Source organism: Halodurantibacterium flavum (assembly GCF_042681825.1).
GTDB classification, from domain to species: Bacteria; Pseudomonadota; Alphaproteobacteria; order Rhodobacterales; family Rhodobacteraceae; genus Halodurantibacterium; species Halodurantibacterium flavum.
On the sequence record NZ_JBHUGH010000008.1, the window covers coordinates 1 to 14,093 of the forward strand.

The 14,093-nt window shown below is 61.3% G+C and carries 14 protein-coding genes and 4 pseudogenes; 12 read left to right on the plus strand and 6 right to left on the minus strand.

Annotation, left to right across the window (positions count from 1 at the left end; all coding sequences use genetic code 11):
- The 10 genes and pseudogenes from ACFSGJ_RS10430 to ACFSGJ_RS10475 form a co-directional block, all read left to right on the plus strand.
- Nucleotides 1-103 (plus strand): annotated as a pseudogene (locus ACFSGJ_RS10430) (IS5/IS1182 family transposase); the annotation flags it as partial.
- A gap of 982 nt (nt 104-1,085) precedes the next feature.
- Nucleotides 1,086-1,409: a 2Fe-2S iron-sulfur cluster-binding protein gene (locus ACFSGJ_RS10435; protein WP_390261305.1), complete on the plus strand. Its 324-nt coding sequence runs from the start codon at nt 1,086-1,088 to the stop codon at nt 1,407-1,409.
- 45 nt (nt 1,410-1,454) lie between these two features.
- Nucleotides 1,455-2,513: a gentisate 1,2-dioxygenase gene (gtdA, locus tag ACFSGJ_RS10440; RefSeq protein WP_390261307.1), complete on the plus strand. Its 1,059-nt coding sequence runs from the start codon at nt 1,455-1,457 to the stop codon at nt 2,511-2,513.
- An 83-nt stretch (nt 2,514-2,596) separates the two neighbouring features.
- Entirely contained in the window at nt 2,597-3,592 is a 996-nt protein-coding gene (locus ACFSGJ_RS10445; RefSeq protein WP_390261309.1) for a dihydrodipicolinate synthase family protein, read from the plus strand.
- On the plus strand, nt 3,589-4,185 hold the full coding sequence (locus tag ACFSGJ_RS10450; RefSeq protein WP_390261311.1) for a 2-hydroxychromene-2-carboxylate isomerase: 597 nt from the start codon (nt 3,589-3,591) through the stop codon (nt 4,183-4,185). Before ACFSGJ_RS10445 ends, ACFSGJ_RS10450 begins: the two co-directional genes overlap by 4 nt.
- A 31-nt stretch (nt 4,186-4,216) precedes the next feature.
- Nucleotides 4,217-5,122 (plus strand): VOC family protein, encoded by a 906-nt coding sequence (locus ACFSGJ_RS10455; protein WP_390261313.1) that lies wholly within the window; start codon nt 4,217-4,219, stop codon nt 5,120-5,122.
- A gap of 166 nt (nt 5,123-5,288) precedes the next feature.
- A pseudogene (locus ACFSGJ_RS10460) lies at nt 5,289-6,128 on the plus strand (NAD(P)/FAD-dependent oxidoreductase); the annotation flags it as partial.
- 30 nt (nt 6,129-6,158) lie between these two features.
- The gene (locus ACFSGJ_RS10465; protein ID WP_390261366.1) at nt 6,159-6,449 is read left to right on the plus strand and encodes an oxidoreductase C-terminal domain-containing protein; all 291 of its coding nucleotides are present in this window, start codon (nt 6,159-6,161) and stop codon (nt 6,447-6,449) included.
- Between the two features lie 72 nt (nt 6,450-6,521).
- Nucleotides 6,522-7,184, plus strand: a complete 663-nt coding sequence (locus tag ACFSGJ_RS10470; protein WP_390261314.1) for an OmpW/AlkL family protein — start codon at nt 6,522-6,524, stop codon at nt 7,182-7,184.
- 65 nt (nt 7,185-7,249) lie between these two features.
- Nucleotides 7,250-7,849: a glutathione S-transferase family protein gene (locus tag ACFSGJ_RS10475; RefSeq protein WP_390261316.1), complete on the plus strand. Its 600-nt coding sequence runs from the start codon at nt 7,250-7,252 to the stop codon at nt 7,847-7,849.
- Nucleotides 7,850-8,515: 666 nt separating this feature from the next.
- On the opposite strand, the gene ACFSGJ_RS10480 is transcribed toward ACFSGJ_RS10475, so the two are convergent.
- From ACFSGJ_RS10480 to ACFSGJ_RS10500, 5 genes and pseudogenes are all read right to left on the minus strand, one after another.
- Nucleotides 8,516-8,917: a VOC family protein gene (locus ACFSGJ_RS10480; RefSeq protein WP_390261318.1), complete on the minus strand. Its 402-nt coding sequence runs from the start codon at nt 8,915-8,917 to the stop codon at nt 8,516-8,518.
- Between the two features lie 26 nt (nt 8,918-8,943).
- A complete protein-coding gene (tnpC, locus tag ACFSGJ_RS10485; RefSeq protein WP_390261319.1) occupies nt 8,944-10,509 on the minus strand; it encodes an IS66 family transposase in 1,566 nt (521 codons plus the stop codon).
- A gap of 69 nt (nt 10,510-10,578) precedes the next feature.
- A complete protein-coding gene (tnpB, locus tag ACFSGJ_RS10490) occupies nt 10,579-10,932 on the minus strand; it encodes an IS66 family insertion sequence element accessory protein TnpB (protein ID WP_390261321.1) in 354 nt (117 codons plus the stop codon).
- Nucleotides 10,929-11,306 (minus strand): IS66-like element accessory protein TnpA, encoded by a 378-nt coding sequence (gene tnpA, locus ACFSGJ_RS10495; RefSeq protein WP_390261322.1) that lies wholly within the window; start codon nt 11,304-11,306, stop codon nt 10,929-10,931. The genes tnpB and tnpA overlap by 4 nt, the downstream gene beginning before the upstream one ends.
- A gap of 121 nt (nt 11,307-11,427) precedes the next feature.
- A pseudogene (locus tag ACFSGJ_RS10500) lies at nt 11,428-12,396 on the minus strand (IS3 family transposase); the annotation flags it as partial.
- A gap of 64 nt (nt 12,397-12,460) precedes the next feature.
- Between ACFSGJ_RS10500 and ACFSGJ_RS10505 the strand changes: the two are divergent.
- Entirely contained in the window at nt 12,461-12,874 is a 414-nt protein-coding gene (locus ACFSGJ_RS10505) for an IS110 family transposase (protein ID WP_390261324.1), read from the plus strand.
- A 9-nt stretch (nt 12,875-12,883) separates the two neighbouring features.
- Entirely contained in the window at nt 12,884-13,492 is a 609-nt protein-coding gene (locus tag ACFSGJ_RS10510) for an IS110 family RNA-guided transposase (RefSeq protein ID WP_390261325.1), read from the plus strand.
- A 259-nt stretch (nt 13,493-13,751) separates the two neighbouring features.
- On the opposite strand, the pseudogene ACFSGJ_RS10515 reads toward ACFSGJ_RS10510, so the two are convergent.
- Nucleotides 13,752-14,006 (minus strand): annotated as a pseudogene (locus tag ACFSGJ_RS10515) (transposase); the annotation flags it as partial.
- Nucleotides 14,007-14,093 lie beyond the last annotated feature (87 nt).

Genomic DNA, 14,093 nt, shown 5'->3' on the forward strand with positions numbered 1-14,093 from the left:
CAGGCTGAAGGACTGGCGCCGTATCGCCACACGCTATGACAGATGCGCCACGACCTTCCTCTCCGCCGTCGCTCTCGCCGCAACCGTCATCTTCTGGCTTTGAAAATCAATGAGTCTGGAGCCTAGCTATGATCTGTCTTTCCGTCGCGTAAAGCCCAGCACGATTCGAACGACTGAGTCTCTGGTGCGCCAGGAAGCTGGCGTGTTCCAGCCGGTGAAAGTCCGGTCCGGGTAGGGGATAGCTCCCGCCCGGTAGCGAGTGTTGCGGCCGTGTCGGCGACGGCATGGGCGAAGCGTACACAGCGAGCATGTGGGGTGTGGGATCGAGCTGCGAAAGTCAGAATGTTGCAGGGGCCGAGCCAGTCAGAGTTGTCGAAGGCAATATGTGCGAAGCCGCTATGCGAGGCTTCGTCGTCCTGCCGCAGTCTAAGGCCACTTCACGCACGCACGGAACGCGTCGGAACTTGGGAGACCTCGTCTGGCCCATTGTCGCTAGCGACCCGGGCCGCGACAGGAAGTCGAGGAGACGTAGCTGTCGCGGAACAGGCGAGGAGTCGGACGGCCGAGTAGTACCGTTGAAGCATCGAACAAAGCCGACTGAAACCGGCGGCGGAGATGGTGGAGGGAAGGCGGCCGGTCGAAGGGAAGGCGAGCAGCGACGCATGCTCCAGACTCTGTGCCGGTTTTAGCATGTCACCGAAGCGGCGAGCCTGCGGATCGAAGGCGTCCAACGCCACGATCGCGTTTGACCTTCGACAAGAGCCCGGTGCGGGAAAGCTGCACGCCGGGATCTGCGGGGGAGTTGCTGGCCAACCGGCACCTCTACCCGACACCCATTGAAGGGGCTCCCAAACAGCTTGACTGTTAATAGGAAGAGATGCTAGCAAAGATAGTATGCATGCTTGATATAGGCGCGTGCTGAGTTCGAAATACGGGAGCAATCTTGCTCATAGCGCGCAATTTCAAAGCTTCTCTTAGAAGGTTGGTACTTCGCTGTTCCGACAGCGTCCGGAGATCATCAGGACGAAGGAACGAAGTGAGGTCGCACTTGCAGATGAAAGATATGCGGTTGGGGAGGGCAGTTTATGACGATCAATCTGGTGTTCATCGATGCGTCGGGTCAACGGCGGGAGATATCGTCGCAGGAGGGGCGGTCATTGATGGAGGCCGCCACGCTTTCGGGCGTCCCGGGCATTGATGCCGATTGCGGTGGGGCCTGTGCCTGCGCTACCTGCCAGGTCTATGTGGATCCCGACTGGCTTTCCCGACTTCCGGCAATGAGCGACGGCGAAGCCAACATGCTGGGGTTCGCGGCCAACCGACAGGAAAACAGCCGTCTGGCCTGCCAGATACGGCTTGCGCCGGAACTTGATGGTCTGACCGTCACCACCCCTGAATTCCAATTCTGATCAAGAAAGACGCGCCCGGTCCGGTTGCGCGGAATGGAGGATAATATGTCGCTCATCGAGAAACCTGTCGAAACAGCAGAGCGGGCGAAGTTCTACGACAAGATCGATGGTGGTTCCTACACCGCGCTCTGGACGGTGCTGTCGAGCATCATCACGCCCGAACCCAAGAGCGCTTGCGTATCGCATCTGTGGCATTTCGATGAGGCTAAATCCTATCTGCTCGAAGCGGGCGGGCTGATCACGGCCAAGGAGGCAGAGCGGCGCGTTCTCGTGCTCGAGAACCCCGGTTTGCGAGGGCAGTCCCGGATCACGACCTCCCTTTATGCCGGTCTGCAGATCGTCATGCCGGGCGAGGTCGCTCCGGCGCATCGTCACAGCCAGTCCGCGCTGCGCTTCGTGATGGATGGTTCGGGCGCCCATACCGCGGTCGATGGCGAGCGCACAAACCTGGGGTTCGGCGATTTCGTGATCACCCCTGCGGGCGCCTGGCATGACCATGGCAACCACAGCAGCGAACCCATGATCTGGCTCGACGGTCTGGATATACCGATCGTCTCGGTTTTCGATGCTTCCTTCGCGGAAGAGCATCATGAGGATGAGCAGCCGATCACGCGCCAGACCGATGACACAAAATGGCGGTTCGCCTCGAACATGCTCCCGGTCGATTATGAGCGGGCGCGACTTTCTTCGCCGATCTTCAACTATCCCTACGCGCGTTCGCGCGAGGCGCTTGAGAATCTGAAGAAGCAGGGAGAGCTGGATCCCTGCCACGGAATCAAGATGCGCTATGTCAATCCGGTGGACGGCGGATGGGCCATGCCGACGATGTCGACCTGCCTGCAACTACTGCCGAAGGGATTCAAGACGCATCCCTATCGCTCGACCGATGCCACTGTATTCGTCGTCACCGAAGGCAAAGGCCGCAGCACCATCGCGGGCAAGACCTATGAATGGGCTCCGAAGGACATCTTCGTGGTGCCGAGCTGGAAGACCGTGGTGCACGAAGCCGAGAGCGAGGCGGTGTTGTTTTCCTACTCCGACCGCGTGTGTCAAGAAAAACTCGGGCTCTGGCGGGAAGACCGCGGGAACGCCGTTCCGCTCTGAGCGGTCGCAGCGAGGTCACCCGAGTCCCTCCATCCGGTGTGCGCCGATGCCTCCGGCTGTGCAACGAAACAGGATTTTCCACGATGAAACATGAGTTGCTTACCGTCGATGACGTGACCGGCTGCTGGGCCATCATGCCCACGCCGTCCAAACCCAATGCCTCGGACCCTAGCGCGAAGGACACGGTCGATCTCGATGAAACAGCGCGCGTCGCCGAGGCTCTGGTCGCCTCGGGCGTGAACGGTATCCTTTCGCTCGGCACATTCGGTGAATGCGCCACCACGACCTGGGAAGAGAAGGAAGCCTTCATGCGCACCCTGGTCGAAACGGTTCGCGGTCGCGTTCCGGTCTTCGGCGGCGCGACCAGTCTCAACACGCGCGAGACGATCCGCATGACCAAGGCCGCGCGCGAGATCGGGGTAGATGGCGTTATGCTGGGTCTGCCGATGTGGGTGCAGCCCGATGTTCCGACCGCGGTGCAGTTCTACCGCGACGTGGCCGCGGCTTGCCCGGATGTCGCCATCTGCGCCTATGCCAATCCCGAGGCCTTCAAGTTCGAGTTTCCCCGCGCCTTCTGGGCCCAGATTGCCGAAATTCCGCAAGTCGTCTCGGCAAAATACATCAGCACGGCCGCACTCTATGCCGACTTGAACCTGACCAAGCGCCGAATCCGTCTGATGCCGCTGGATGTGGACTACTACGCCGCCGCACGAATCGACCCGGAGGCATGCACGGCGTTCTGGACCAGTGGCGCGGTTTGCGGACCTACCCCCGCGATCCAGCTGCGCGACCTGGTGGCCGAGGCGCGCAAGACCGGCGACTGGACGCGCGCCAAGGCGTTGACGGACCGAATCGGCATGACGTACCGGACGCTGTTTCCCAATGGGTCTTTCAAGGAATTCTCGGTCTATAACATTGGTATAGAGAAGGCGCGCATGGATGCCGCCGGCTGGATGACAGCGGGTCCATGCCGCCCGCCGTACAGCCTTGTGCCCGAGCCTGTTCTGGAGGGCGCGCGCGAATCGGGTCGGCAGTGGGCCAGGCTTGCCGCCGAGCTTGAAGCCGAGAGCAAGAAATGACTGCGCGCCAGCTAGACTTCTACTTCGACTTCATGAGCCCCTTTGCCTATCTGGCCTTCCAGAAGGTGCCGCAGATCTGCAAGGCCCACCGTCTGGAGTTCTGCCCACGAGTGGCGAACCTTCCCAAGCTCAAGCTCATGGCCGGCAATACCGGGCCATCGAACGTCACCATTCCGCTGAAGATCCGCTACCTGCGCAAGGATCTCGACCGCTGGGCCGAGAAGTACGGCGTGCCGCTCGCCTTCCCGAAATCGCTTGCCTCCGAAGCCCTCAACAAGGCCTTTCTTTTCGCAGCCGACAAGGGAGAGGGCGAAGCCTTCATTCGCGATGCCTGGAACCGGGTCTGGGGCGAAGGAGACGATCCGGCCGATCCGGCGCTACTGGCCGACTTGGCGAAACGCTTTGGCTGGAGCCCTGAGACGCTTTCCGCTTGGGTAGAATCGAAGGATGCTGCGGACCGATACGAGGTCAGCACTCAGGCCGCGCATGATGCAGGTGTGTTCGGTATGCCCACCATGATCCTGGGCGATGAGATGTGGTGGGGCAATGATCGCCTCGACTTCATGGAAGAAGCGCTCCGCAGGGGGCTCTGAACTTAACGGAACCATCTAAACGGAGGATATAGTGGCTCTTCAGAAACTGTCTCACGCACGTCTGCGTGTAAAAAACCTTGAGGAATCGGTGCGCTTTCACACCGAGGTGCTTGGGCTTGAAGAAATCGCCCGCCAGGACGGCGCGGTTTACCTCACCTGCGGCACCGACGGCACCTTCGATGTGGCCGTGACCGAGGGCGGAACTGGGGTCATCAGCTTTGCCATCGCCGCAGATGACGAAGAGGATCTCAAGCGCTACAGCAAGCGTGTAGCGGATGCCGGAGTGCAGGTGCGCGAGATGACCGCCCCTGATCCGGGCGTGGAGAAGGCGATCGAGTTCGATCTGCCGCCCCAGAAACAAAAGATGCAGATCGTCCTTCTGGATTCCAAGGCACGGCAGCATTACTACAATCCTGCTGCGCGGGTCACCAATCATTTGAGCGGGATGGCGCCGGTGGACCTTGACCACATCACGCTGCGTGTGGGGCCGGATTCGTCGCAGACGATCGAGTTCCTTACAAAGCATGTCGATTTTTATGCGGCCGACATCGTCGAGTTCCCCGGGGGACAGGGGCGGCTTGCCGCCTGGCTCCATGTCGGCGATTATCACCACGACGTGGCGATGTTCGCCGGTGCTCCGCACGAGACGCTGGATCACCTCGCCTGGACGATCCCGAACCTCGAATACATGAAGCTCATGCTCGATCAGGTCGCGCGTGGCGGGGTCATGTTGGAGGCAGGTCCGGGGCGGCATGGCGTCGGCTCGAACCTCTACTCCTACTTCATGACGCCGGATGGCAACCGCTACGAACTGTCTGGCGAGATGCCGCGCTGCGTGGATCGGAAGGCGCCGCCGCGCATGTGGCGGGCAGATCAGCCCGGCATCTTCAGCTCCTGGGGCGCGCCATTCCCCGAGAGCTTCAAGGTCGGGTCGTGAGCTGAAGGCGCAACTCGCCAGCAGAGCGATGATTGCCTACTGACGAGCGCGGCGCAGACCTTATCTGCGCCGCGCGAGGGGATAGACGGGGAGGTTTCCAGATAATGCGGATGGTCATCATTGGTGGAGGGCAGGCTGCTGCAAATGCNGGCAGGCTGCTGCAAATGCGAGCAAAACGCTCCGGAGCGAAGGTTTTGACGGGGCTATCACAATCCTGTCGGAAGAACGGTATCATCCCTACGAGAGGCCGCCACTCTCGAAAGCCGTGCTTCAGGGGGCTGCCGACCCGCATAGCACCTGTCTTCTGAATGCCGATACCGCGCGCAGCCTCAATATCGAGGTTCGTCTCGGCCAGCGCGCCGAGGCAATCGACCGTGCCGCGCAGATGGTGGCGCTTTCCACCGGTGAGCGTCTGCCATACGACCGGCTGCTGATCGCGACCGGCAGCCGCGCCCGCACACTCGATGGTCCGTTCACGGGCAAAAGCAACGTCTTCTATTTGCGCAGCGTCGATGATGCCGAGGCTTTGCGGGCTGCGATGGCGCCGGGAAAGAGGCTTCTGTCCATCGGGGCGGGCTGGATTGGCCTCGAGGTGGCTGCCACGGCCCGCAAGATGGGCATGGAAACGGTCGTCGTGGAGCTCGGAGACCGGCTCTGTGGCCGGAGCCTTCCGGCGGACGTCGGTGCCGCACTGGCCGAGGTGCACAGGGAGCACGGTACGGTTATTCATTTGAATACGTCGGTCGAGACAGTTTGCGGACAGGACCGGATCGAAAGCGTGATCCTTTCAAACGGGGAAACGCTGGCTGTGGACGTGGTCGTGGTCGGGATCGGCGCGATTGCCAATGACTCGATCGCGGGCGAGGCCGGGCTTGAAACCGGCAATGGCGTCGTCGTCGATGAATTCCTGCGCACGTCCGACCAGCGGATTTTCGCTGCCGGCGACGTGGCAGCGATGCGCGTCGGCGCCGGCCAGCCCATCCGGATGGAGTCCTGGGCCAACGCGCAAGACCAGGCTGCGGCTGCGGCGCGAAGCATGCTGGGCAAGGGGGTGCCCTATGACATCAACACCTGGTTCTGGTCTGACCAGTATGATCTCAACATCCAGATGATCGGCGACATTCAGCCAGAGAAGGGCAACATCTTCCTGCGGAAAGGCGAGAGCAGGGCCTTCACACGGTTCTCCGTCATCGACGGTCGGCTGGTTGGTGCCATCTGTTTTGGTACGCCGCGCGACATGGCGATCGTTCGCCGCCTCATGTCTAAGGGCTACACCGTGATGGACGATTCGCTCACCACCGCACCAGACTTACGCAAGCTGCTCTAGTCAGGAACAGTTCCACCACCGTGCAACACCGGTGGGCAGCACAACGATTTTGGCACATCAGGGAGGAAACGCATGCGCCAGATAACTTCTTCATTAGCTATCGCTTTGGTCCTGGGCCTGAACGGTGCAGCTCTGGCCCAGGACCAGGATGAGGCCCATCAGGGCTGGTACTTGCGGGGTGGGCCTGTTGGGGTATTCTTCAGCCCTGGAGTCGATCTGTCCGTCGCCGGTGCGACCTTCCCGGGTGCCGACGTATCAGTTGACCCCAACTATTCGTTAAGCTTCGATATCGGCTATCGCTTCAACGAACAGCTCTCGGCCAGCTTCACCTTCGGGATTCCTCCGACTGCAGAGGTTCGCGGTGCCGGAGCACTCGCCGGATCTTATCTGGGTGACGTGACCTACGCCCCCGCAATTCTTGCGCTTCAGTACCGGATCCCCACCGGCAATCCTAGGTTCGAGCCCTATGTTGGCGCGGGTATTAATTATACCATCATGCTTGATTCAGATGACCGGGATGTGGCCGGGTTCGACGTGGACAACGGCTGGGGCACTGTCCTCCAGGTCGGTTTCGAAAGCATGATCAACGATCGGCTGGGCGTTTATTTTGACGTGAAAAAGATCTGGATCGAAACTGACGCCCGCGGCACATTGGGCGCCGGCGGGCCGCCGGCAGCCGCAAAGGTTACGCTGGATCCACTGCTTGTCGGTACTGGCTTGGTCTGGCGCTTCTGACACAAAATCTTCGGCTCAGGTAGCAGGGTATCGGAGCCGCACCTCTTCGAAAAGGAGAAACGACAATGGACTTGTACTACATACCCGCAGCCTGTTCTCTGGCCGCCCATATCGCTTGCCTTGAGGTCGGCCTGCCGCTGACCTGTCGAAAGGTCGAGATGGACCCCGCCGGCAACAAGGTCGATGGCGAGGATTATACCATTATCAATCCGCTTGGGCTTGTGCCGACAATCGTCGATGGCGACACCAGAATTTCCGAGGCCGCAGTGGTGCTGCAATACATCGCAGACAAGGCTGATGGCAAACTTGGTGATGTCACCGGCGACGGGCGCTGGAAATTACTCGAGACGCTGAACTTCCTCGCCACCGAGGTGCACAAGTCCATCGGGCCGCTGTTCCGCCCTGACCTTCCCGCCGAAGCGCGGCCCTTCTTCGAGAAACTCATCGCCAGCCGTCTGACTGCGGCGCAGGATCGCATCGGCGCTTCCGGCTATCTGGTCGGCGATAGCTTCACCGTGGCCGATGCCTATTTGTTCACGCTGCTCGGCTGGTGCAACTTCCTCAAGATGGATATGTCGCCTTGGCCGAAGCTCGGTGAATTTGCGCAGCGGATCGGCAGCCGCCCAGCCGTCCAGCAGGCGCTCAAGGAAGAAGGGCTGGCCTGAACTCGCATTGTCCTGCCTCGGTGCCGCGAGGCAGGACATCGCCCCGCCTCGACGGTCTACGCGGCGGTTCGAAACAAGATTGAGAGAAAGTCACTGATTTGAGCAGTCGATTCCTCTGTGTCCGGCAAGGCGCCGCTAGGCAAATGTCCGCCGTCGCCGGATCGTAAGTAAAGATGGGTGCACCCTCCCGCAACCATCTTTGCTGGCGTCGATCGCAAGATATGATCGACGCCGGCCCCCGCAACCAACGATAATTGCGAAACCTCCGCAGGCCCCGCCGCGGAGGTTTTTGCATTTCCAGCCCCATTCCGCAGGGATCGTCTGTTGCGGTTCCCCGCAACCAGACTTTCCTGCGATAGCAGGTTGTCCAGAGCCTCGGCCTCCGCAAGGAAGTCGGGGTTTTTCTTACCTGCGGCAAAGCGCAGGATCGCGCCGAGATCGCCGCGCAGGACGATCGCCGGTTCGCCATTCTCGGGAATAAGCGTTACCTGATCGACCAGGGTCCGGAATACTTCGGCTGCCTGCGCACGCTCATCCTCGTGCTGCAGGTTCTCGTAGAGCTGGCCGATCCGATCCTGATAGATCGTAAGCGATGTGCCTGCCGCACCTGCGTCCCTCAGCTAGCTGAGGTATCGGCTTGATCTGAAGGCTGCTGCTTGCGAAAACCTATGGCAGATCATGAGTATGAACGAAGCACAGTTTGTTGCCCTCTGGGTCGCGACAATAGGCAGCGAAAAAGTCATCATTGTATTGGGAACGGATACCGAGTTCGCCTTCATCTGATCCTCCGTTATCAAGCGCAGTTTGCCAAGCCACGACGACGTTCTGCCGCGATACCGCTGCAAAACTGACTTGCACACCGTTCCCCACAGTTGCCGGTCGACCGTCGAACGGACGTCTTAGAGCAAACTGGGGCCATCGTTGTCCGCACCGCTGCCAGATAAAGCCTGCTGGGCTATCGGCCGTCTGAACGGGCTCACGCGCCAATCCGAGCGTGCCAAGGACTACATCATAGAAGGCCACCATGGCCTCAACGTCATTTGCACCAATCATTACGTGGCTGAACATCTTGAACCTCATCCTGCGGTAGAGGATCATACCCTGGGGGAACAATTCCAAGGCAGCAACTCATCGATCCGGCTTTGCTTATGGCCGTTGACGATGGCCGTCAGCGTTGCTGTCAGATAGGCGAATGAGTCGATGGTGTTGAGCTTACACGTCTCAATGAGCGAGGCAATGGTGGCCCAGTTCTCCGCTCCGGCATCGTGTCCGGCAAAGAGCGCGTTCTTGCGATTGAGGGCAATCGGCCTGATGGTCCGCTCGACGCTGTTGCTATCGATCTCGATGCGCCTGTCAGCCAGGAAGAGCTGCAGACCGTCCCAGTATTTGGCGATGTAAGCCAGGGCTTCGCCGAGCGGAGATTTTGTCGCGACACGAGCGCGGTGATGGATGAGCCAGGTCTGCATGTCGGCCACCAGCGGCGCAGATCGTTCGCGCCTTCCAGCCAGTCGGGCATGGGGATCGAGGCCGCGCAACTCGGCTTCGATCCGATAGAGTTCGCCAATCCGTTTCACGCCGTCCTCAGCAATCGGCGCTGATCCGTTGCGCGTGATCTCGATAAGCTTGCGCCGTGCGTGAGCCCAACAATAGGCAAGACGAATGTCGGGATTAGTCCGCTCCGGTGCGATCAGCCTGTTGTATCCGGCATAGCCATCGACCTGCAGAATGCCGGAGAAGCCCTGCAATATCCGCTCGGCATGCTGTCCGCCGCGACCGGGTGCGTAGGTAAATGCCACGCCCGGAGGCGCGCCGCCGTTCCATGGTCGGTCATCACGCGCCAGCGCCCAGAAGTATCCCGTTTTGGTTTTGCTGGAGCCGGGATCGAGAACCGGAGCACGCGTCTCGTCCATGAAGAGCTTGGTTGATCGCTTCAGGTCCGCAATCAGTGCATCGAAGACCGGACGCAGTTCGAATGCCGCACGGCCGACCCAATCGGCGAGCGTGGAGCGGTCGAGATCAATGCCCTGGCGGCTCATGATCTGGGCCTGCCGATATAGTGGCAGGTGATCGGCATATTTGGAAACCAGCACGTGGGCGACGGTCGCTTCCGTCGGCAGACCCGCCTGGATCAGCCGTGCCGGAGCCGGAGCTTGAATGACACCGTCGGTGCAGGCCCGGCACGCATACTTGGGACGGCGTGTGACGATGACGCGGAACTGTGCCGGGACCGCATCCAGTCGCTCTGAGACATCCTCGCCGATGCAATGCAGGCCGCTGCCGCAGGCACAGACCAGCCTGTGCGGCTCGATGACCTCTTCGATCCGGGGAAGATGTTTTGGAAGCGAGCCGCGATTGGCCGCGCGGGGTTTGGCAATCCTGCTTCCGCCAACCACGCCAGTGTCCGCCTCATCCTCGGCTTGGATCACGGCCATGGCCGTCTCCAGGTCTTCCAGCGCCAGGTCGAATTGGTTAGGATCGGTCTTCTCGGATTTGCGTCCGAAGGCTGCCTGCTTGAATGCTGCGACCAGCTTCTCAAGCCGTTCGATCCGCTCATCCTTGCGGGCGATCTGCGCAACCGTCTCCGCTTCGCGTGCTGTCGCCGCAATCAGCATCACCTTCAGGGCGACAATGTCATCGGGAAGATCAGCGGCGTTCAGCATAGCCGGAACCTACCAAATTCCGATCCACGTTGCCTTCGGAATCTGGTGCCGCGAGTCATCGTGCCGCAGCTATTCGACGGTCTCCGGCGTTCTCGTCTCCACGGCGCGGACGCGCCGCCAATCGAGCCCCGCAAACAGCGCCTCGAACTGGGCATGCGTCAGCGTCATTAGCCCATCCTTGATGCCGGGCCAGGCGAACGTGTGCTCTTCCAGCCTTTTGTAGGCCAGCACAATCCCGCTGCCATCCCAGTAGATCAGCTTCAACCGGTCCGCCTTGCGAGACCGAAACACGAAGACCGTTCCGGTGAACGGGTCCTTGTGCAGCTCGTTCTTCACCAGCGCGGCCAACCCGTCGTGCCCCTTGCGGAAGTCCACGGGCTTGGTCGCCACCATGATCCGGACGCGGTTCGAAGGGAAGATCATGACGCGGACGCCAATGCGCGAGCAATGGCGGCAATACGGGCAGCCGACGCACCTTCCTCAAGACGGATAGTCACTGGACCGACAACAATCTCGGTGCGAGAAACTGCTTTGACAGGCGGTGGCTCTTGCATGGGCCTTTCGACTACCATGGCGGCGAATTCGACAGCGCCCTCCGGCGCAGGTAGCACCAGCTTGCCCTGACGCGCCATGGTTCTCCATGACGACAGGTGGTTCGCCTTCAGACCGTGGCGCTCGGCCACCTCATTCACCGTCGCGCCCGGTCGCAAGCTCTCAGACACGATCTGCGCCTTGATCTCGTCAGGCCAGTGGCGATGGGCATCGCGCCGTCCACCACGCGATGTGAGAACCTCCATTGTACTCTCCATGGAGAAACTCCTTCCCGCTCATCCATGCGACCTCGATCACAGATCAGGCGGCTACGGGCAACGTGGGGAGAGAACAGCGGTTACGCCGGATGACGTTGCCCCCCAACTTTTATCCAGTGAGAGCGAGACTCCGGGTTTGAGTTTTGCCTGTTTGGGCGAGTTGGGCAACGGGGGCTGGCGCGGAGCTTTGCATGTTGCGCAGCGTCAGGCCCCGTTGCGGGGCGAAGGTCTGGGCGAACGCGGCCGGCGTCTGCCAGCCGAGGCGGGAGTGGGGGCGTTCGGTGTTGTAGTCCTTGCGCCAGGCGGCCAGCGTGGCGCGGGCATGGTTCAGGGACGGGAACAGCGTCTCGTTCAGGAGTTCGTCCCGCAGGCGGCCGTTGAAACTTTCGATGAAGGCATTCTGGGTCGGCTTTCCGGGCGCGATGTAATGCCAGTCGATCTTGCGGTCGTCAGCGAAGGTCAGGATGGCATTCGAGGTGAATTCGGTCCCGTTGTCGCTGACTACGGTTTGGGGCTTTCCACGCGCCTCGAACAGGGTTGCCAACTCCCGCGCCACCCTTGCGCCCGACAGGGATGTGTCTGCTATCAGGGCAAGGCATTCCCGCGTGCAGTCATCCACCACAGTCAGCACCCGGAAGCGGCGGCCGTCGGTCAGCTGGTCGGACATCGAGCCATGGGAACGCCACTGGTCCGAGTGCCCATGGCGAGGGTCGAGCGACCAGCGCTGGTTCGGCATCAGCGGAAGTGCCATCGGGGCTCGCGTCCCTATCGCCCGTTTGCGGCCCCCGCGGCGGCGGACATGCAGCCGCTCCTCGCGGTAGATGCGGAACAGGCGCTTGTGATTCACCTCATGACCCTCACGGCGCAGGAAGACATGCAGCCGCCGATAGCCGAACCGGCGGCGCACCCGCGCCAGCTCCTTCAGCCGCTCGCGCAGCACGGGGTCATCCTGCCGGATCGCCTCATAGCGCATGGTCATCCGGCAACAGCCGATCACCCGGCACGCCCGCCGTTCGCTCATCCCGTGACCCGCCACCAGATGCGCGACCGCTTGCCGCTTCGCGGCGGGCGCTACCACTAATGGGATGGTCCGCCCCGCACCCCGGCGTAGCATGGGGCACAACACCAAACGGAGAGAAAGGATGCGAACCAAACCTGATCCCAAAGCGACGGCCTTCGGCATCGACATCGGCAAGAAGGTGTTCCACGTCGTCGCCCTGAACGCCGCCGGAGCGGTGATCCAGCGCGCGAAGTTCTCGCGCGACACGTTGCTGGCCTTCCTCGAGGCTGCACCGAAGACACTGATTGGCATGGAAGCGTGCCCGGGCTCGCAATGGCTGGCGCGGCGGCTGGCTGCCATGGGCCATAACGCCCGGATCATCCCGGCGCGCTTCGTGAAGCCCTACGTCAAATCGAACAAGTCCGACACGGTTGATGCGGCGGCGATTGCGGAAGCGGTAACGCGACCGACGATGCGCTTCGTCGCGGTTCGGACGCCGGAGCAGGTCGACCTGCAAGCCCTGCATCGCATCCGCGACCACCTGGTCGCGCAGTGAACAGCACTCATGAACCAGGCGCGTGCCTTCTGCCTCGAATATGGGCTGGCGATGCGGGTCGGTGCTGGCGGCTTCCATGCAGACATCCGGCGACATCTGGCCAATCCGGAGAATGATCTGACCTCCACCATGCGGGTGCTGCTCGAAGAACCGCTCGATGACCTCGCTTACATCGAAGGGCGCATCAAGGCCGTGACCGGCAAGGTCGAGGCCTATGCCAGCCAGCATGACGCCGTCAGTCGCCTGGTAACCATCCCGGGCATAGGCGCACTTGGCGCGACCGCGATCGTCGCAGCCGCAGGGGACGGTCGGCAGTTCCGTAGAGCGCGCGATCTGCCCGCATGGCTGGGGCTGGTTCCGGCAGAGCATTCGACCGGGGGCAAGCGGACCCTTCTCGGCATCAGCAAGCGCGGCAATCGCTATGTGCGGCGGCTGATCATCCACGGGGCGAGATCTTGCTTCCTACACCTGAACCGGGCGAACCATGCCCTCGGTGGCTGGCTCTCATCCCTTGAAGCACGAACACATCGCAACAAGGCCGTCGTCGCCCTGACCAACAAGCTGACCTGGATCGTCTGGGCCATCCTGACGAAGCCTGGCACTGTCTATCTGCAGTAGAAAGGGGCAGCTCCGAGCTGACCAGCCGACGGCAGAACCGATTGCAGGGGAAAGTGATGACCAAACGGTTGACCGACCTCGGATAAGCCACGCGCAAAAAAGCGGGACCCGATCCCGCACCACTAATCTGGAACCCGAGGCGCGGATCTCATCAAGGCCTTGCCGCCAAAAGCGGCTGACTGATCAGAGGCCGGATACATTTACGCAAGCCGGTGCGTCACCCACGAAAACCTTGCAATAGCGGGGCGGACCATACATTTCCCAAGAGATCCTTCAACGCGGCATTGTCGAGCATGGCATCCGCCAGAAGCCGTTTCAGGCGCGCATTCTCGTCCTCAAGGCCCTTCAGCCGCTTTGCCTCGCTGACATCCATGCCGCCATACTTGGCCTTCCATTTGTAGACCGTCGCATCGCTGACGCCGTGCTTGCGGCACAGATCGGCGACGGAAACCCCGGCCTCATGCTCTTTCAGAATGCCGATGATCTGCTCGTCCGTGAACCTGCTGCGCTTCATCTCTGGTCCTCTCGGTTGGGCCAGAGCCTACCTCAAACTGGATTAGATGCAGGGGGCAACGTCACGGAGTTTCGGCGTGAAGCGGTG